At 30.2% G+C, this 18,548-nt stretch carries 20 protein-coding genes; 11 read left to right on the top strand and 9 right to left on the bottom strand.

What is annotated here, in order from left to right; all coding sequences use genetic code 11:
• The first annotated feature begins 88 nt into the window (after positions 1 to 88).
• The 3 genes from J0H68_08875 to J0H68_08865 all read left to right on the top strand — a co-directional run bounded on the left by J0H68_08875 (position 89) and on the right by J0H68_08865 (position 1,809).
• Positions 89 to 580 carry a HEAT repeat domain-containing protein gene (locus J0H68_08875; protein MBN8828806.1) on the top strand — a complete coding sequence of 164 codons (492 nt, stop codon included), beginning with the start codon at positions 89 to 91 and terminating at the stop codon, positions 578 to 580.
• Positions 581 to 613: 33 nt separating this feature from the next.
• A complete protein-coding gene (locus J0H68_08870; protein ID MBN8828805.1) occupies positions 614 to 835 on the top strand; it encodes a DNA alkylation repair protein in 222 nt (73 codons plus the stop codon).
• 533 nt (positions 836 to 1,368) lie between these two features.
• Positions 1,369 to 1,809: a hypothetical protein gene (locus tag J0H68_08865; protein ID MBN8828804.1), complete on the top strand. Its 441-nt coding sequence runs from the start codon at positions 1,369 to 1,371 to the stop codon at positions 1,807 to 1,809.
• Here J0H68_08865 and xseB read toward each other — a convergent pair.
• Positions 1,806 to 2,057, bottom strand: a complete 252-nt coding sequence (xseB, locus tag J0H68_08860; GenBank protein MBN8828803.1) for an exodeoxyribonuclease VII small subunit — start codon at positions 2,055 to 2,057, stop codon at positions 1,806 to 1,808. The genes J0H68_08865 and xseB overlap by 4 nt on opposite strands.
• 168 nt (positions 2,058 to 2,225) lie before the next feature.
• On the opposite strand from xseB, the gene J0H68_08855 reads away from it, so the two are divergent.
• Positions 2,226 to 2,609, top strand: coding sequence for a DUF805 domain-containing protein (locus J0H68_08855; protein ID MBN8828802.1), 384 nt, complete (start codon positions 2,226 to 2,228; stop codon positions 2,607 to 2,609).
• 32 nt (positions 2,610 to 2,641) lie between these two features.
• On the opposite strand, the gene J0H68_08850 is transcribed toward J0H68_08855, so the two are convergent.
• The 8 genes from J0H68_08850 to J0H68_08815 all read right to left on the bottom strand — a co-directional run bounded on the left by J0H68_08850 (position 2,642) and on the right by J0H68_08815 (position 10,858).
• Positions 2,642 to 3,460, bottom strand: a complete 819-nt coding sequence (locus J0H68_08850) for an ABC transporter permease (GenBank protein ID MBN8828801.1) — start codon at positions 3,458 to 3,460, stop codon at positions 2,642 to 2,644.
• Positions 3,444 to 4,079, bottom strand: a complete 636-nt coding sequence (gene nth, locus J0H68_08845) for an endonuclease III (GenBank protein ID MBN8828800.1) — start codon at positions 4,077 to 4,079, stop codon at positions 3,444 to 3,446. The genes J0H68_08850 and nth overlap by 17 nt, the downstream gene beginning before the upstream one ends.
• A gap of 81 nt (positions 4,080 to 4,160) precedes the next feature.
• The gene (locus J0H68_08840; GenBank protein ID MBN8828799.1) at positions 4,161 to 4,475 is read right to left on the bottom strand and encodes a hypothetical protein; all 315 of its coding nucleotides are present in this window, start codon (positions 4,473 to 4,475) and stop codon (positions 4,161 to 4,163) included.
• 193 nt (positions 4,476 to 4,668) lie between these two features.
• Complete coding sequence (locus tag J0H68_08835) at positions 4,669 to 5,484, bottom strand: SDR family oxidoreductase (protein MBN8828798.1); 816 nt, start codon at positions 5,482 to 5,484, stop codon at positions 4,669 to 4,671.
• A gap of 83 nt (positions 5,485 to 5,567) precedes the next feature.
• Positions 5,568 to 6,023, bottom strand: a complete 456-nt coding sequence (locus J0H68_08830; GenBank protein ID MBN8828797.1) for a hypothetical protein — start codon at positions 6,021 to 6,023, stop codon at positions 5,568 to 5,570.
• Positions 6,024 to 6,114: 91 nt separating this feature from the next.
• Positions 6,115 to 7,219 (bottom strand): peptide chain release factor 2 gene (gene prfB / locus J0H68_08825; protein MBN8828796.1). Its coding sequence is split into 2 segments (ribosomal slippage): positions 6,115 to 7,149 and positions 7,151 to 7,219, totalling 1,104 coding nucleotides; the frame shifts between segments, so codons are not numbered across the junction.
• On the bottom strand, positions 7,219 to 9,606 hold the full coding sequence (locus J0H68_08820; GenBank protein ID MBN8828795.1) for a penicillin-binding protein 1A: 2,388 nt from the start codon (positions 9,604 to 9,606) through the stop codon (positions 7,219 to 7,221). Before J0H68_08820 ends, prfB begins: the two co-directional genes overlap by 1 nt.
• A gap of 1 nt (position 9,607) precedes the next feature.
• Positions 9,608 to 10,858 (bottom strand): N-acetylmuramoyl-L-alanine amidase, encoded by a 1,251-nt coding sequence (locus J0H68_08815; GenBank protein ID MBN8828794.1) that lies wholly within the window; start codon positions 10,856 to 10,858, stop codon positions 9,608 to 9,610.
• 250 nt (positions 10,859 to 11,108) lie between these two features.
• Between J0H68_08815 and J0H68_08810 the strand changes: the two genes are divergently transcribed.
• The 7 genes from J0H68_08810 to tuf all read left to right on the top strand — a co-directional run.
• On the top strand, positions 11,109 to 11,483 hold the full coding sequence (locus J0H68_08810; GenBank protein ID MBN8828793.1) for a hypothetical protein: 375 nt from the start codon (positions 11,109 to 11,111) through the stop codon (positions 11,481 to 11,483).
• A complete protein-coding gene (locus J0H68_08805; GenBank protein MBN8828792.1) occupies positions 11,422 to 13,737 on the top strand; it encodes an Rne/Rng family ribonuclease in 2,316 nt (771 codons plus the stop codon). The genes J0H68_08810 and J0H68_08805 overlap by 62 nt, the downstream gene beginning before the upstream one ends.
• A complete protein-coding gene (gene aroA / locus J0H68_08800) occupies positions 13,716 to 15,056 on the top strand; it encodes a 3-phosphoshikimate 1-carboxyvinyltransferase (GenBank protein ID MBN8828791.1) in 1,341 nt (446 codons plus the stop codon). The genes J0H68_08805 and aroA overlap by 22 nt, the downstream gene beginning before the upstream one ends.
• A 308-nt stretch (positions 15,057 to 15,364) precedes the next feature.
• Complete coding sequence (rpsL, locus tag J0H68_08795) at positions 15,365 to 15,736, top strand: 30S ribosomal protein S12 (protein ID MBN8828790.1); 372 nt, start codon at positions 15,365 to 15,367, stop codon at positions 15,734 to 15,736.
• Between the two features lie 28 nt (positions 15,737 to 15,764).
• Entirely contained in the window at positions 15,765 to 16,241 is a 477-nt protein-coding gene (gene rpsG, locus J0H68_08790; protein ID MBN8828789.1) for a 30S ribosomal protein S7, read from the top strand.
• 24 nt (positions 16,242 to 16,265) lie between these two features.
• Positions 16,266 to 18,353 carry an elongation factor G gene (gene fusA / locus J0H68_08785; protein ID MBN8828788.1) on the top strand — a complete coding sequence of 696 codons (2,088 nt, stop codon included), beginning with the start codon at positions 16,266 to 16,268 and terminating at the stop codon, positions 18,351 to 18,353.
• 66 nt (positions 18,354 to 18,419) lie between these two features.
• On the top strand, positions 18,420 to 18,548 hold a 129-nt coding region (gene tuf, locus J0H68_08780), incomplete at its 3' end, for an elongation factor Tu (GenBank protein MBN8828787.1).

Genomic DNA, 18,548 nt, shown 5'->3' with positions numbered 1-18,548 from the left:
AAATATAATTTAAAATTATTAAATAGTGTATTCATATAAATTTTAAGCTAAAAGGTTAATTAATAATAATTTAGTTAAGTTAGAAAATATGAAAAAACAAAGTAAATTAACCTCTGAACTTATTTTACAATTAAATAAAGGGGAGATAGAAGCAAGAAATTTAGAAGAAACTTTAGCTATTGATTTTGCAGAATTTTTAAAATATGTAGTGCCGAATATTAATATAAAAAATTTAGAAGTGTTTAAAGCCTCAAAACTTGGAATAACTACTAAAATGAAATTAGCAGCTCAAATTTTATACGAGCAATTTCAAAAAGATATAATTGAACAATTACTTACTCATAAATCTGACACAGGAAGAGGAATAGTTGCTTACATTATTGCTTTGATCCCAAATTTGAATATTAAAGAAACTTTAGAATTAATAGAACCATTAGCCAGAGATAAACATTTCGGTGTAAGGGAATGGGCATGGCTTGGGGTAAGGGAAAAAGTAAGCTCGAATTTAATAGAAGCAATAGAAATTTTAAAAACCTGGAGTAAAAATTCTGATGAAAATATAAGAAGATTTGCTTCTTAAGTTACTAGGCCAAGAGGTGTATGGTGTAAGCATATAGAGATTTTAAAACAAAATCCTAGCATAGGTTTACCTGTTTTAGAACTTCTTAAAGCCGATTCATCGCGGTATGTTCAAAATTCTGTAGGGAACTGGCTTAATGATGCATCAAAAACTCAACCGGAATGGGTATTAAATCTTGTACATCTCTGGCAACTTGATAATAATAAATATACTAATTATATATGTAAGAGAGCTATCCGAAGTCTAAAAAATTAAATATAAACTTCCCAATTGTAAGCACATTTTTATTTTTAAATTGATTAGATAATTTATAATTGGAGCTATGTAATGCTTCGACTTTAAAATTTTTTAAACCATTTTATAGATATAAAAGGGTTATTAAGCGTCTTTAAGCAAATAGTTACAAATTGAGATTTGTATATATACATATTTATCTAATCCAAATTTTTGCGCATATTATTGCAAGTATACAGGTATATTTGCATACATTAGTTTTTATGGTGTCCCAAATACGACCTTTGGAATTACTCCATTTTCTACCAATTTTATCTAATTTTTCAAAAACCAGGGATAAGACTTTGATCCAAATAATGCCTTAGCTATTACTAAACCTGCTGACCCTGCACCAATGATAGCGATTCATTTATCATCGCTAGTTCTTATACCTCATGCCCCTTTTTTGTTGGTCATAGGTAAGTCCTATGATAAACTTCGCGCAAATATTATAATAGAAAATATTTAACATGCTTATGAATTAATTCGTTATTTAAAGATCGATAGAAAATTTTATGGAAGAAAATTATATTTGGAATCTTTTAAAAGGTGATTGGAAATTTATCAGAGAAATAACAAATTATGAAAAAATATACGGAAAAGCAAGTTTTAAAGAAATTTCCTTAAATCAATTATTATATAAAGAAGAAGGTAAGTGGTTTAATGAAGGTAAAGAGTTAAATTTTATGCGTGAATATATATATGAAAATAAAGTAAATGAAATTTTAAGTTACTTTGTAGTTACAAATTTTGAAAAGGGAAAATTATTTCATAAAATTTGTTTAAAACAAAATAATAGCATACTCATCGCAGAAGACATCCATCTTTGTATACGCGATTTATATAAAGTATATTATGAATTTTATCGTGAAAATAAAAATAAATTTACAATTACTTATGATGTGAAAGGACCTTATAAAAATTTTATTTCAAAAACTACTTATGAGAGAAATTAATTTATTTCAATTTTCTCACTTATTTCTTCATTTTCTTGATTTTTAGATACAAGTTCAATTTTTAATTTAGCTTCTTTTAATTTTGTATCACAATGTCTTTTAAGCTCGTTGGCATATTCATAGCTTTTAATTAAATAATCTAAAGAATTTTTACCATTTTCAAGATTTTTAACAATAGCTTCCAATTTTGTTAAAGCTTCTTCAAAAGATAAACCATCAATTCCATCAAAGTCAAATTTATGATCCATTGACATAAAGCTACCTATTAAACGACAGTTGAAATATATGAATTTATTTAAGTATCAGATTAAATTTATCTTAGCAAGGTATATTTGGAAATGCAGATGCAAGGTAATTATCATTTACAACTTCAATAAAAAATTATAATTTTAATAATATAATTATTTGGAGAGAATATGGACTTAATTTATGACATGCTTAAAATGATTACTATATGCCTAAAAAAATATACTGAATTTAAAGGCAGAGCTAGTAGATCAGAATATTGGTATTGGGCTTTATTTATTATTTTAAGCGACATTATTTTATATATAATTGAAGAAGTAGTTTTTGGTTATTCTCCTACACTTATTATAAGTTTACTCTTTCTAATTATATTTATTACCCCCACAGTATCAGTGTCAGTACGAAGATTACATGATATAAATAAATCTGGTAAGTGGTTATTACTGGCATTATTTCCGATAATTGGGTGGATAATTTTATTTATATGGTCAATTAAAAAAGGCGATGAAGGAGATAATGAATTTGGTTCAGATCCATTAAAGTCAGGCACATAAAAATATTTAAGATATTAAAATAAGAATGAAAGCTATTTTCTATTATTATTTTTATTTTTTATAGTAATAAAATTAGAAAATATTCCTATAAACATAATTATTATTATTAAAACGCTTGCTAAGGCATTTATTTCTGGGCTAAGTCCAAGCCTTATACGAGAATGAATAAGCATAGGTAAGGTAGTGGAGCCAGGCCCGCTTGTAAAGCTTGCAATAACTAAATCATCCATTGATAAGATAAAGGCCAGTAGCCATCCATTAATCAATGCAGGTCTAATAAGAGGTAAGGTAATTTTTCTAAAAACGCAAAAAGGTTTGGCCCCTAAATCGCTAGCAGCTTCAAATACTGAAGTATTTAAATTATCAATTTTTGCTTTAATTAAAATTGTTACGTATGATATAGCAAGCGTAGTGTGTGCGATAACAACTGTAAACCAGTTTCTTCCACCAAACAATCCAGTAGTTCTTTCAAGAGAGACGAATAATAAAAGAAGAGATAATCCAATAATAACTTCCGGTACAGTAAATTGTATATTTATAACACCCTCTACTATTCGTTTTTTCCAATTAGAATTTTTATTACTTGATAGAAATAAAGCTATTATTAAACCTAAAATGCTCGAAACAGTTGCTGCAAATATAGAAATTTTCAGACTAGTTAAAAGTGCATGTATAATTTCCTTATCATGTAGTAATTCTTGATACCATTTAATAGAAAAGCCACTCCACGAGGTCATTAGTTTAGAAGCATTAAATGAATATGCTATCATTATCATTATAGGAAAATAAAGAAAAATAATCCCTATTAAGGTGGTGACAAAAAATATTTTATTTTCAGTTAGTTTTTTCATTTTGATAATAATTACAATATTCCCTAATTAAACATATATCGCAATTCGGCTTTCTAGCTTTGCATATATATCTGCCATGTAATATTAACCAATGATGAGCATGTTGGCGATATTTTTTTGGCACAATTTTTATAAGTTCATTTTCCACTTCTTCAGGAGTAGTACCCCTTGCTAACCCAATTCTTTTACTTACTCTAAAAACATGAGTATCAACTGCTATAGTGTCATGACCAAAAAGGCAGTTTAAAATTACATTTGCAGTTTTTCTTCCTACGCCTGGCAGTAAAATTAATTGATCAAATTTATGAGGAACAATTGAATTATATTCGTTAATTAAAACTTCAGTCATTTTAATTACGTTGCGCGCTTTATTTTTATAAAAATTAATTGATTTAATATATTCAATTAAATTATTTTCTCCTAATCCTAACATTTGCTTAGGAGTTAAAATTTGGTCAAAAAATTTATCAGTTGCCTTATTAACGCCTACATCTGTTGCTTGTGCAGAAAGAATAACAGCAACAAGTAATTGATATTCATTGTTATATTTAAGTTCGGTTTTGGGATGGGGATTATTAGCAGCAAAAATTTGGAATATCTTTTGTAATTTGTTTTTCATAACTAACCTTTGCTTTTCACAAAAAAATAGCAAAAGTACTCTTATAAGTCTATGAATTTAAGAAATATATTAATAAGTTTATTAAGCCTCGAGTTTTGTTTCAGGCTCTTTAGAAATATCAGTATTATTGATATTTTCCTCTTTTTTAATTTCAGCTTCCCATTTAACTAAAAAAGCAGGGTTATTTATAAAATCACCTAATCTATGGATTATTTGTTGAACTAGCACTGGCTTAGTCACTTCACTTTTAACAATGGCTTCGTAAGCAGTAGTAGCTTCAACATCAATAAATTCTTTTAAAGTTTTATAGACTCGATAATAACGTTTACCAGCTTCAGTATATTTGAGCTTAGGTAGTGTTAGAAGTTGAAAATCTTCAGTGTTACTATGAGACATTTGTTTAACTTTATTACCTTTCTTAATTATTTATTAATAATACCATAAATATTAAGAATTGTAAAGCATCTGTTAACTCTAAAAAACAATAGGTTATAAAGATTTTAATATAAATATTAAAGAGAAAAGAATGTTAAACACGAATGCTTTAGGGCATTCTAATTATTATTTAATAATTTGATTAACAGAGTTTTTATTTATTAATGTAATCAAAGTAATTAAATCTATTGTCTAAATGTTGCGCACCACTTCCAATAACCCAATCAGCCCCCTGAACTCCTTTACTTTTTAACATATATAATATTCCTTCAGCAATATCTTCGGGGGTATAAGCATTCTTACTAGGTACAAGATTTTCTCTATTTTTCCAAATTTCAGGGTATTCTTCTCTTTGCTTTTGATTTAAGCCGGTGGCAGTCAATCCTGGAGAAATTATAGAGATATCAAAATGCTCTGCATATTCTATAGCCAAATGTTTCATATATTGAGTTAAAGCTGTTTTACTTGCGGCATAGAGAGCAGCATATTTCATATATATAAAAGAACACATTGAGGAAATACTTATTATTTTAGGCCTAAAATCTTCTAATAAATTTTTATTTAATTTAAAATTTATAAACTCTTTTGCAAGTAATATTGGGACATAGGTATTAATTCTCATTTGTTTTTCAATAAGCTCTAAACTTACATCTTTTGAAGAGCTTCTTATTACTGTACCGGCATTATTTATTAGAATATGCACGTTTCCTAAGCTATCTACTACATTATTAAATAACTTTTTTATATTAGCATCAGTTATATTAGAAAAATCTGAATTAAATTTAAAAGCTTTTACTCCGAAATTTTCAATTTCTTTTTTTATAGTTAAAGCCTCTTCTTGACGAGAGTTATAAGTAAAAGCAATATTAGCTCCTTTTTTTGCAAGAAGCAGAGCCGCTGCTTTTCCTATACCACTACTGGCACCTGTAATAAACACATTTTTATTTTTGAAGAATGGATTCTCTGACATACAAATAACATTTTTTAATTATTATAATTAAATTTAATTTTTTTATGCTTACTTCTGTGTTTTTAAAACTAAATTAATACTTATTAAGAAAGATAATCAGCTTCTGTATTTAATTCAATTAATTCTTTATAATGAGAATCGTATGGTTCCTCTTCATAATGTATGCCTTTAAGATGATGTTTTTGCATATATTTTAGCATGCCACTATTTGTCCATGTTTTATATATATTATTGAAATCTTCATTATCTATTAAATATACTTCACCAGAAAATTTTGCTTTACCAGGATTAAAGCCACATTCCTTATTAATAAAAATATAATCAGCTTTTACTAATCCCTTTTTAAAAGTAATATTTGAGTTTTTATCTATACCAAACATTATAGTTTCAAAATTAAAATCAACGTATGTTGTTTTAAAATTAGAAAAATATCCGCTACTACCTGTTTTTTTATAATAAAAATCTTTTAAAAAATTTTCACAATTACAAGGAAGGTTTAAATATTGAATTTGCATTGGGTAAGTAGCGGTAGTAGCCATATCAATTAACTCCTTTTAAAAATCTAATAAGTCTCTAATTTATTACTTGTATATAAAGTATAAATTAATCATTTATTCGTACAATAAAACTTTAATGATTACCTACTTTCATCTTTAGGTAAGCTGACATAAAATTGTCTAGGTTACCATCAAGGACTCCAATAGTATCACTTGTTTCATAGTCAGTCCTAAGGTCTTTTACCATTTGATAAGGTTGAAGCACATAAGATCGGATTTGATGACCCCAACTATTATCTGTTTTCGTAGCGCTTAAACTATTTACTTGTTCTTCTTTTTTCTTAAGTTCGAGCTCATAAAGCCGTGATTTTAATACTGACATACATTCGGCTTTGTTTTTATGTTGCGACCTATCATTTTGAGACTGGACTACAATACCACTAGGTAAATGAGTAATTCTGACTGCGCTATCGGTTTTATTAACGTGTTGCCCGCCGGCCCCAGAAGCACGATAAGTATCAATTCTTAAATCTTTTTCATTAATTTCTATATTAATAGTATCATCTATTAGAGGGTAAACATACACGCTTGCAAAACTTGTTTGTCTTTTACCAGCAGCGTTATAGGGAGAAATACGAACAAGTCTATGAACCCCGCTTTCGCTCTTACACCATCCATATGCATTTATTCCAGTAATTTTTATAGTAGCAGATTTTATACCTGCTTCTTCACCATTAAGTAGATCTACAATTTCAGCTTTAAATTTATGTTTTTCTGCCCAGCGTAAATACATTCTAAGTAACATATCTGCCCAGTCATGACTTTCTGTTCCGCCAGCGCCAGCATTAATGTCCATAAAACAATTATTAGAATCTACTTCACCTGAAAATAAACATTCAACTTCTTCCCGTTTTAAATTTTCCAATAATTGAAATAATTCTTTTTTAGCTTCCTCAACCAAAGAATCATCATTTTCATCTTTAGCTAAATCAATTAATTCTAATAAGTTACTATAAGTATTTTTAAAATTATAAAAATGTTCTAAACGTGCTTCTAAATGTGATTTTTCTTTTAGAATTTTTTGAGCTTTTTGCTGATCATTCCATAAATCAGGAAGATTTGCTATTTCACTTAATTCTTGTAAGCGTTTTTCTGTTTTTGTCGGGTCAAAGTGACCTCCCGAGCAGTTCTATTATTTGTTCTACCTGCTCCTTAAGATTGTCTACACTAATATCCATTAATAAACTCCATCGTTATCTTCTAAATCTTCGCTAGTGTTCTCTTTTTCATCAGCTTCAGCTTCATTTTGAAGTAAATCATTAGTAATTTTTGGTTCAGTACCAATTTTAAATACTTCTTTTATTACATGTCTACCATCAGCTTCAGCTTGTGTGATTTGACCTGTTTGACTGTCAATATTTACAATTCTTATACCTTCTGGCACATAGAATTCAGTTTCATTATATTCTTTAGCAATATTTTCCATAAAATCAATGAAAACAGGTAATGCAAGAGTTGAGCCAGTTACCCTTTGACCTAAGTCCCTTGGTGTATCGTAACCAATATATGTTCCAACAATTATATCTCTATTACCGCCAACAAACCATACGTCTTTACTATCATTAGTAGTTCCTGTTTTACCAAAAAGTGGTATGTTTAATGATTTTGCTCTTTGTGCAGTGCCACGTTCAACTACTCCTTGTAAAATTGAAAGCATTTGATAAGCAGTACGTTCGTCAGTTGCTATTTTATCTTTCCTATTAATAAATGGTTTGACGTCAATAGTATCTTTATTGGCTTCGATTAAATTACAACCTATGCATTCTCCATCATAACTATTAAATATAGTTTTACCTGAGCCATCTTCTATATAATCAATTAGGCTCGGAGTTACCATTTTGCCATAATTTGCAAAAGCGGCAAAAGCAGTTATCATCTTAATTAAAGTGGTTTCTTGAGAACCAAGAATGGTTGCAAAATTCTTTGGTGGATTTTCATATATGCCAAATCTTTGAGCTACTTCAGCTACTTTACTCATACCTACCATTTGTGAGATTCGAGCCGTAATAGTGTTTCTTGATTTTTCTAACCCTGTACGTAGAGTTATAGGACCTAAGAAATCACCTTTATAGTTTTTAGGACGCCACATTGGAAGGCCAGGGCCTTGATAAATTTCTATAGGGCCATCTTCTAAAATCATATTTGGAGTATATCCTTTTTCTAAAGCAGAAAGATAAACAAACGGCTTAAATGTAGAACCAGGTTGTCTCCAAGCTTGGGTAGCACGATTAAATTCACTTAATTTATAATCAAATCCACCAATCATAGCGAGCACTTTGCCATTTTTTGGATTTAAAGCAATCATAGCGCCGCTAACTTCTGGTATTTGACGAAGAAGATTTTTATTCTCTACTTTTTCAATATAAATAGCATCGCCAATTTTTAAAATATCAGTAAAAGATTTTATATTAGCTTTTACCCAAGCATGATCTTCTAAATCAACTGTAGCTATTTGTTTATTTGAAAAAGTAACATAAGCTTTTTTATCTTCAAGTTTGGTTATAGCTCCAATTCGCCAATTATTAATTCGTTTATCTTTTTCAAGAATTTTTAGCTCTTTCTCGAGATTCGTAATATCAATATTTGCAATAGGTTTTCTATATCCTTTTCTTTGATCATAGTTTATTAAACCTTTTTTAAGAGCAGCTTCTGCATAATTCTGTAATTCTGGTATAACGCTAGTAGTTACAGATAGACCTCCTTCATAAAGCATTTGAGTACCATACTTTTCTGCAATAAATCTTCGTACTTCTTCTGCAAAATAATCGGCATGAGTTATAATTATATCTGATTTAGAAGCTATTTGAATTTTACTGTTAATCGCATCTTTTGCTTCATCGTCTGTTATCATATTTTCTTCATACATACGATCAATTACATAATCGCGTCTAGCTTTTGCGCGAGCATAATTATTACGTGGATGGTATGTACTAGGAGCTTTTGGGAGACCAGCTAGAAAAGCGCATTCAGCAACAGTTAATTGATCCAATGATTTATTGAAATAAGAAAGAGCCGCTGAAGCTACACCATATGCGCCATTTCCCAAATATATTTGATTTAGATATAATTCAATTATTCGATCTTTTGAATAAACTTGTGTAATACGAAAAGCTAAAATAGCTTCTTTAACTTTACGAGCCATGGTTCTTTCATTTGTAAGTAAGAAATTTTTAACTACCTGTTGTGTAATAGTAGACCCACCTACTAACGATTTATTTTGTCCCACATTTAACATGTTCTGAATAATAGCTCTAACAACGCTTGTATAATCGACTCCTGGGTGAGAGTAAAAATTCTGATCTTCTGCTGCAATAAAAGCATTAATCAATTTTTTTGGCATCATATTTAATGGAACAAATATTCTATTTTCTTTAAAATATTCAGCAATTAATTTGCCGTCATGACTATATACTCGAGTTACAGCTGGAGGGTTATAGCTTTCAAGTTGCCTATAATCTGGTAAGTCTTGGTGATAATAATTAATTAAATAAGTAAGAGTAGCTATTCCTAATGCAGCCGTGAAAAAAATTATTAGTGAAATCAGATAAAATATACGTTTATACATATTAGTTAATTCTTTGATGGTTGTTAAAATAATGGTCTATAGCGCTTGCAAGTGAAATAATAATTTTCCTCTTATACACCTCATTCATTAGTAATTTTTCTTCTTCAGGATTAGATAAATAGCCTAACTCAATTAGGACAGAAGGTACATGTTTACTTTTTAAAACTTTGAAGTTAGCAAACCTGTGTGAATTGTTAAGCAGTTTTATATGTTTTTGCAACTCTTTTACAATTATGCCTGCAAATAATTTAGCATGATTTTGCTTTTTTTGATAAATCATATCTAAAATTAAATTAGATAATTCTTCGTTTTCTTCGTCAAAATCTATTCCTGTTAATATCTCATATTCATTTTCATTTTTAGCAAGAGTCGCAGCTTCACTATCTGAGGCTTTATCGGATAGTGTGTAAATTGATAATCCTCTTAATTTGGGATCTTTATGGGAATCAGCATGAATAGATATAAATAAATCAGCATTTAAAGTTTTAGTTTTATGTACCCTTTTGGATAAACTTAAAAACTCATCTTTACCTCTAGTAACGTGTACTTGATATTTTTTCTTAGCTTCTAAAGATTTTTTAAGTGCCAATGCATATTTTAGAGTAATATTTTTTTCTTGTACGCCGCTATTAATTCCAGCGGTACCGGCATCTTTTCCACCATGACCAGGGTCAATTAAAATTACTGGTTTATGAACTGGTTTCTTTATAGCCTTTATATCTTGGTTTTTATTTTCTTTTATAATGTTTGAGTTAGAATCAGGTAATTTAATAAGTTCAACCTTTTCAATGTTTTTTTGTTTATGAATAGGTTTAGAATTAAAATTGTCATTTATTATATTTTTAGAAGAAAGCGAATTATTAGGTGTAAAATCAATTACTATTCTGTAAAAAGGGTAATTATGTTTTTTCTCTAAAATAAAATGTTTTAAATTAAGCGAGTTGCGTAATTTAACATTTATAACAGTTTTTTTACCTTTTTGACTTAAATAAATATTTTTAATATTATTAGGATGATTATTAAGATTATTTTTTAAATTTAAATTTTTAACTTTACCTTGATCTAGATAAAGGTTTAACTCTTTGATCTTTTCTTCAATTGAATAATGAGGAAGCTCACTTGTTTCAATTACTAGTCTAGTTTGTTTATTATTATCTGACCACCTTATGTTAGTGATTGTAGAGGCATGAGATAGCTTGACTACTAAAATTACAACTAAAAAGTAAAAAGTTTTAAAAATTCTTTTATTCATTACTGTTTTTTAACAAAAATTTATGCAAAAAGTATTTGCTATTTTGCATATATGGATATTTAAATAATATAATTTTTATTAAATGCAAATTTTAAAGTAAAAAATTGCATTTATATTTTTGTACAAGTATACAAAAAAAATAAGTAAAAAAAAATTTGAATATATTCTGGATTATTTAGGGTTATTCACTAATATATATATGTGATATTTTTATAACAGTTTTTAAGGCAAAGAGCTTACAGGTAGTTAAATGAATTTTTATACTTTCCATTTTCCAAATAAGAAAATAGCGCTTTATGCTTTTGAAAACAGTTTCTTTATTGCTATTTTAAATCAAGCAATTACAAATTTTTGTATATCTATTTTAAAACATCAAGTAACTTGGGTATACACTATCAAAAATCAGAATGTGAACCATATGCCTCTAAAATCTTTTTTATGTTTAGGAAAAATTATTCCTTTTTTTATATTTACGCATATGTGTAGGTCGCATTACAAAAATAAAATAATGAAATTTATTAAGAATATATTTGATACAGTTAAAAATCGGGAGATATTAAATAATGAGCAGAAAGATACTTATAGATGCCACTTATCCAGAAGAGGTAAGGGTAGTAACATGTAGCGGAAAAAATATAGAAGGTTATGATTATGATACTATTACAAAGCAACAATTAAAAGGTAATATATACCTTGCTCGAGTAACTAGAGTTGAGCCTTCTTTGCAAGCAGCTTTCGTTGAATACATGCCTAATAAACACGGATTCTTATCATTTTCCGAAATTCACCCAGACTATTATTTACCACTAAATGATGGTTCATCTGATCCAATTTCTGATGATAATAACTTAAAGAAAATGCTTGAATCAAAAGTTTTAACTCCTCCAAGTCTTTTACCTGAGGATGATCAGCCTCCTGCGTCAGTGCCGGAAATTAAGGCTCATAATTTAGTAGTTGAGCAACCAGCTCCTGAGATTTTTGATATTATAGGAGAGCCTGCAAGTACAGAAGAAAGAAGAGTAGAAATAACAGAAGAAGAAATTATTCCATTAAGTGAAGAAACAGATGAATTATTAACAGAAATTCCTGAAAATGTAGAAGCATTAATTGTTAAAAAGCCTAAAATTCAAGATGTAATTAAAAAAGGGCAAGTAATTTTAGTGCAGGTTATTAAAGAGGAAAGAGGAAATAAAGGCGCTTCGCTTACCACTTTTATTTCTTTAGCTGGACGTTATTGTGTATTAATGCCAAATAGTGTTAGACAAGGTGGAATCTCTCGAAGAATTTCAAATAATGATGATAGAAAAAGAATTAGAGAATTAATTGAAAGTTTAAATATGCCTGTAGGTATCGGTGTAATTATTAGAACAGCTGGAGCTGATAGATCAAATGCCGAAATAAAACGTGATTTTGAATATTTGGTAAAACTTTGGAATAATATTAGAGAAACAATTTTATCTTCTAAAGTTCCTGCGTTTATTCATGCCGAAGGTGATGTTATAAAACGTTGTATCCGCGATAATTATGATACCTATGTTGAAGAAATAATGGTTCAAGGTGAAAAAGGTTTTAAGACTGCAAGAGATTTCATGAAACTTTTAATGTCTGATCATGTTAATAAAGTTAAGCAATATAAAGGTAAAACACCTCTACTTATGAGATTTGGCATTGAAGACCAGATTACTGCTTTACATGAACCAATAGTACCGCTTTCATCTGGAGGTTATTTAGTTATTAATCATACAGAAGCATTAGTCGCTATAGATATAAACTCAGGTAAATCAACTTCTGAAAAAAATGTAGAAGAAACAGCCCTTAAAACTAATTTAGAAGCTGCCGAAGAAATAGCTAAACAAATGAGATTAAGAGACTTGTCAGGACTTATAGTAGTCGATTTCATCGATATGGTTGAATCTAAAAATAGAGCAGCAGTTGAAAATACTTTACGAAATGCTTTACAGTACGATAGAGCAAAAATTCATTTAAGTAGAATTAGTCCATTAGGATTATTAGAAATTTCACGTCAACGTTTGCGCCCAAGCTTGCTTGAATCCAACACCATTGTATGCAACCATTGTAATGGTAAAGGTAGAGTTAGAGCGATTGAAAGTATGTCAGTAAATATTATGCGTTCAATTGAAACTGAATTATCTCATGGTGATTATGAAGAAATAAACACCTATGCTTCTCCTGATAGTATAGTATATATTTTAAATAACTACCGAAATGAAATTTCACGTATTGAGTCACGTTTTCATTGTAAAATCAATTTCCATATTGATTATATGATGCATTCAGAGCAATTCTCAATTGATAAAGTAAGAAGGTCACCATTATCATATTTTGAGGCTACTTCATTACCTGGGTCGGATTACAATGAAATAACTCAAGAAGATATGGACTTTAATTTTTCTGTTGAATTTGATGAAAATAAGCAAGACAGACCTAATAATAAATTCCGTAAGGCTTCTAAATGGACAAAGAAAAGTAATAACAATTTTAAGCGGGATAATAGAAATCAGGATAATAAGCAACCTGAAAATAAGCCAGGTTTTAATTCATATGAAGTGCAAGAAGGTGTGACTGAAACGCATGAAATAGTAAGTTCTCCTGATAATGTTGAAATGATAGAAGAGCCTATTAAAGTAAATAGAGAAGGTGGATATAGAAGGCAGCACAGAAATAAGCATCATAGATCTTCACGTAAATTTAAAAGAAGAAATAATAACGATAAAGGTAATTATAACAATACGCAGCAAAATCAGAATAATTATGTTCATGCAGTTGGTGAAGAACACAAAGAATTAGTTGGTGCAGAATCTAAAAAAGGTGAAAATTCATCTTTGCTTAGAGATTTATGGAAAAGAATATTGGATTAAATTATTCTAATGCATTTGTCACCCCATTCAAAGGTAGCCTTAATGGTGAAATAAGAATGTGTGGTGACAAATCGCTATCTCATCGAAGCTTGATAATAGCATCTAACGCCATTGGTACTTCAGCTATTACAGGTTTACTGCAATCATTTGATATACAAACCACTATACAAGTTTTAAAGACTTTAGGCGTAAAAATTGAGCACGATAAAGAAATAACGTATGTTACTGGCGTGGGGATAGGTGGCTTAAAAGAACCTAAGGATGTATTAAATTTCAATAATTCGGGCACAACTGCAAGGTTAATTTTGGGGATGCTTGCATCATACCCTTATAAAATTTTTGCAACAGGTGATTCTAGTCTTAGAAATCGTGCAATGAATAAATTAGCGGAAGTTTTAAACCTTTTTGGTGCAACTTTTGAAATGAATAATTATTTATTACCCTTATTAATGAAAGGGGCTCAATCTTCATTTCCTGTAAATTATCATTTTCCTACTGGTTCTGCACAATTAAAATCAGCTTTAATATTTGGTGCTATAAATACTTCTGGAATAAGTGAAGTTGTAGAAATAAACAAGTCGCGTGCTCATACAGAAACTCTTTTAAAGTATTTTGAATACCCTTTTGAAGTTTTAGAAGAAAATAAATTTTATCAAGTTCGAATAAAAGGCCATGAAACAATTAAGGCTCGTGAATTGGATATAATAGGAGATCCATCTTCAGCGCTTTTCATAACCTTAGGTACTCTAATTATTCCTAACTCAAAAGTTATAATAAGAAATATTTTAGGAAGTAAAGAAAGATTTAAAGTTTACGAAATTTTAAAATTAATGGGCGCTAATATTAAAATAATTACTCAAAAAGACCATGGGTATGAAGTTTCTTATGATATAGAGGTTGAAAGTTCTGAGTTAAAAGCAATTGAAATAGAGGAAGATCTTTTTCCTTCATTAGTAGATGAATATATTATTTTATCTTGTGCATGCGCATGTGCAAAAGGAGTGTCAATTTTAAAAGGATTAGAAGGGTTAAAAAACAAAGAAAGTAATAGATTGCAAGCGATTTTTGAAAATTTACTTAAAATAGGTGTGGAAGTCGCAATAAAAAATAATAATTTAATTATTCATGGAAATAAAACAATAAAGGGTAATTGCAAAATAGAATCATATTCAGATCATAGAATTAGCATGGCTTTTATAATTCTCTCCTTAATTGCCCAAGAAAATGTAGTAGTAAAAAATATTGAAAATATTGCTACTAGCTATCCATTATTTTTTAAACACTTGAAAAAAATAGGTGTAAACATTTGTTTATTATAAAGATAAAAAAAGGGTAGATTTAATATATGCAGGCTAAATAAATAGATAAATAATAAGTTAATAAAAATTAAAAATTATTTCTAATTATAGTTAACATATTTTACAACAAAATTAACTATAAGTAGTAGTTTGAAATATAATTAAAGGGGGCTTTTTCCCTTCTAAATTTATGCCTAAGAAGATAAATGCTTTTAGTACAGTTTTCTCTTAAATAATGCTTGACTAACTCTTACAACTTAATTAATATCCTGAGCTTAGTTAATAAAATATAGTATTTTACTTACTTTTTTAGAAAATAAGAGGATTAAATGGCTACAATAAATCAGCTAGTAAGGAAAGCTAGGAAGCAAAAGACTTACAAGTCAAAAGCTCCTGCAATGCAAGGGTGTCCGCAAGTTAGAGGTGTTTGTACACGCGTATATACAACAACACCAAAAAAACCTAACTCGGCGCTTCGTAAGGTTGCAAGGTTAAGATTATCAAATGGTATGGAAGTAATCGCTTATATTCCAGGTGAAGGACATAACCTTCAAGAGCACTCTATGGTGTTAATGAGGGGCGGAAGGGTAAAAGATTTACCAGGTGTGAAATATCATATCATTAGGGGTGCAGGTGATACCCAAGGTGTGAAAGACCGTAAGCAAGCTCGTTCAAAATATGGTGCTAAAAAACCTAAGTAATAATAATAAAAAAAATGGGTGATAACTAATGTCAAGACGTCGCGCAGCAATAAAAAGGAAAGTTTATCCTGATGCTAGATATAAAAACGTTACATTTCAAAAATTTATTAACCGTTTAACCCAAAGAGGGAAAAAATCGGTTGCAGAAAAAATATTTTATAAAGCAGTTGAAAATGCTTGTGTAAAATTAAAGATGCAAGGTCAAGAAGTAGAATTTTTTAACCAAGTATTAGATAATATTAAGCCAAGATTAGAAGTTAGATCACGTAGGGTTGGTGGAGCGACATATCAAGTTCCAACTGTTGTAAGAGCGGATCGCTCTACTTCCCTTGCTATTAGATGGTTAGTAACTTTTTCTAAAAAGCGTGGGAATAAATCAATGGTACAAAGACTCTCAGAAGAGTTTTTAGATGCCTTTAATAAGCGCGGTGGCGCATTCAAAAAACGTGAAGATACAGAAAAAATGGCAGAAGCTAATAAAGCATTTTCACATTATAGTTGGTAGTATTTTTAGAAGGGTAAATTCATTATGTCAGGTGTTAGTAAAGACGCGATTCCTCTTTCAATGTATAGAAACATAGGTATTTGTGCGCATATCGATGCAGGTAAAACCACAACTACTGAAAGAATACTTTATTATACAGGTAAATCACACAAAATAGGTGAAGTGCACGAAGGTGCGGCGACCATGGACTACATGGTTCAAGAGCAAGAAAGAGGTATTACTATCACTTCAGCGGCTACTACTACATTTTGGAAAGATAATAGAATTAATATTATTGATACGCCAGGTCACGTAGACTTTACAATTGAAGTTGAAAGGTCAATGAGAGTTTTAGATGGTGCTATAGCAGTATTCGATGGGGTTGCAGGTGTTGAGCCTCAATCAGAAACAGTATGGCGTCAAGCAGATAAATATAATGTTCCAAGAATTTGTTTTGCAAATAAAATGGATAGGGTTGGTGCTAACTTCTTCCGTTGCGTAGATATGATTGTGGATAGATTAGGTGCGCGTCCAGTTGTTATGCAACTTCCTATTGGATTAGAAGATACATTTAGAGGTGTAGTTGATTTAGTAGAAATGAAAGGTATTGTATGGCGCGATGATAGCCTTGGTGCCCAATTTGATTATGTTGATATACCGGATGATTTAGCTGAAAAAGCTAAACAGTATCATGCTAAATTAGTTGAAACTGCCGTTGAAATGGATGATGCTTTAATGGAAAAGTATCTTAACGGTGAAGATATTTCAGTAGAAAATATTAAGAAGTGTATTCGTAAAGGTGTTGTAACTCGTTCATTTGTGCCTGTATTTTGTGGTAGCGCCTTTAAAAATAAAGGTGTCCAGCCATTATTAGATGCAGTAGTTGATTATTTACCAAGCCCATTAGATGTGCCAGCAGTAGAAGGTGTTCATCCATATAAGGAAGAGCAGTTAACTCGTAAAGCTGATGAAAAAGAGCCGTTTTCTGCGCTTGCATTTAAAGTATTAAACGATCCATTTGTTGGTTCTATTACATTTATTCGTGTATACTCAGGTACATTAAATTCAGGAACTACTGTAATTAATACAGTTAAAGATAATAAAGAAAGAATTGGTCGTATGTTACTTATGCATGCGAATAATAGAGAAGATATTAAGCAAGCTAAAGCAGGTGATATTGTGGCGCTTGCAGGGCTTAAAAATACTACTACTGGTGACACATTATGTGATCAAGATAAACCTATAATTTTAGAAAGAATGGATTTCCCAGCGCCAGTAATTGAAGTGGCTGTAGAACCAAAAACTACTGCTGACCAAGAAAAAATGGCTATGGCTTTACAAAGACTTGTATCTGAAGATCCGTCATTACAAGTTCAGACAGACCAAGAAACTGGTCAAACTGTACTTAAAGGGCAAGGCGAATTGCATCTTGAAATTATTATTGATCGTATGCGTCGTGAATTTAAAGTAGAAGCTAATATTGGTGCTCCTCAAGTAGCGTATAGAGAAACTATTACAAGATCTGCTGATATTGATTATACTCATAAAAAACAAAGTGGTGGTGCAGGTCAATATGCGAGAGTTAAACTTACTTTCGAACCTCAAGAAGCAGGTCAAGGTTTTAACTTTGAATCAAAAATTGTGGGTGGTGCAGTACCAAAAGAATATATTCCTGGTGTAGAAAAAGGATTAGAAGCTGCTAAAGAAACTGGAATTTTAGCGGGATTCCCAGCGATAGACTTTAAAGTAACTCTTACAGACGGTGCGTTCCACGATGTGGATTCAAGTGTTCTTGCGTTTGAAATCGCTGCTAAAGCTGCCTTTAAAGAAGGGATGCAAAAAGCAGGAGCTAAATTACTAGAACCAATTATGAAAGTGGAAGTTATTACACCTGATGAGTACATGGGTGATATTATTGGTGACTTAAACTCAAGACGTGGTCAAGTGACAGGTATGGAGCATCGTGCAAATGCGCAAGTTATTAATGCTATCGTTCCATTAGCAGCAATGTTTGGTTATGTGAATCACCTTAGATCAATTTCACAAGGTCGTGCGCAATATACTATGTTATTTTCGCATTATTCACAAGTGCCGCAGCATGTTGCTGATGAAGTAATTAAAAAAGCGTCGTAATAATTGATAAAGAAAAGTCAAAGATATTAGAAAGTAAACAAACTAGTTAGTAATGGAAGGGAAGAGATGGCTAAGGCAAAGTTTGAGCGGAATAAGCCGCACGTAAACATAGGGACTATAGGTCACGTTGATCATGGTAAGACGACATTAACAGCGGCTATCACGAAGGTATTAGCGGAAGCTGGTAGGGCGGAG

The sequence above is a fragment of the Sphingobacteriia bacterium genome (genome assembly GCA_017304685.1).
Classification (GTDB): domain Bacteria; phylum Pseudomonadota; class Alphaproteobacteria; order Rickettsiales; family 33-17; genus JAFKLR01.
This window is presented reverse-complemented; position numbering and strand designations above follow the sequence as displayed.

Coding starts and splice junctions, on each gene's coding strand:
- aroA (MBN8828791.1), top strand. CDS start 13,716: ATGGAAAAGAATATTGGATTAAATTATTCTAATGCATTTGTCACCCCA.
- rpsL (MBN8828790.1), top strand. CDS start 15,365: ATGGCTACAATAAATCAGCTAGTAAGGAAAGCTAGGAAGCAAAAGACT.
- xseB (MBN8828803.1), bottom strand. CDS start 2,057: ATGGATCATAAATTTGACTTTGATGGAATTGATGGTTTATCTTTTGAA.
- J0H68_08830 (MBN8828797.1), bottom strand. CDS start 6,023: ATGGCTACTACCGCTACTTACCCAATGCAAATTCAATATTTAAACCTT.
- J0H68_08815 (MBN8828794.1), bottom strand. CDS start 10,858: ATGAATAAAAGAATTTTTAAAACTTTTTACTTTTTAGTTGTAATTTTA.
- J0H68_08805 (MBN8828792.1), top strand. CDS start 11,422: ATGAGCAGAAAGATACTTATAGATGCCACTTATCCAGAAGAGGTAAGG.
- J0H68_08855 (MBN8828802.1), top strand. CDS start 2,226: ATGGACTTAATTTATGACATGCTTAAAATGATTACTATATGCCTAAAA.
- J0H68_08835 (MBN8828798.1), bottom strand. CDS start 5,484: ATGTCAGAGAATCCATTCTTCAAAAATAAAAATGTGTTTATTACAGGT.
- J0H68_08865 (MBN8828804.1), top strand. CDS start 1,369: ATGGAAGAAAATTATATTTGGAATCTTTTAAAAGGTGATTGGAAATTT.
- nth (MBN8828800.1), bottom strand. CDS start 4,079: ATGAAAAACAAATTACAAAAGATATTCCAAATTTTTGCTGCTAATAAT.
- J0H68_08820 (MBN8828795.1), bottom strand. CDS start 9,606: ATGTATAAACGTATATTTTATCTGATTTCACTAATAATTTTTTTCACG.
- J0H68_08840 (MBN8828799.1), bottom strand. CDS start 4,475: ATGTCTCATAGTAACACTGAAGATTTTCAACTTCTAACACTACCTAAG.
- fusA (MBN8828788.1), top strand. CDS start 16,266: ATGTCAGGTGTTAGTAAAGACGCGATTCCTCTTTCAATGTATAGAAAC.
- J0H68_08850 (MBN8828801.1), bottom strand. CDS start 3,460: ATGAAAAAACTAACTGAAAATAAAATATTTTTTGTCACCACCTTAATA.
- J0H68_08875 (MBN8828806.1), top strand. CDS start 89: ATGAAAAAACAAAGTAAATTAACCTCTGAACTTATTTTACAATTAAAT.
- rpsG (MBN8828789.1), top strand. CDS start 15,765: ATGTCAAGACGTCGCGCAGCAATAAAAAGGAAAGTTTATCCTGATGCT.
- J0H68_08810 (MBN8828793.1), top strand. CDS start 11,109: ATGAATTTTTATACTTTCCATTTTCCAAATAAGAAAATAGCGCTTTAT.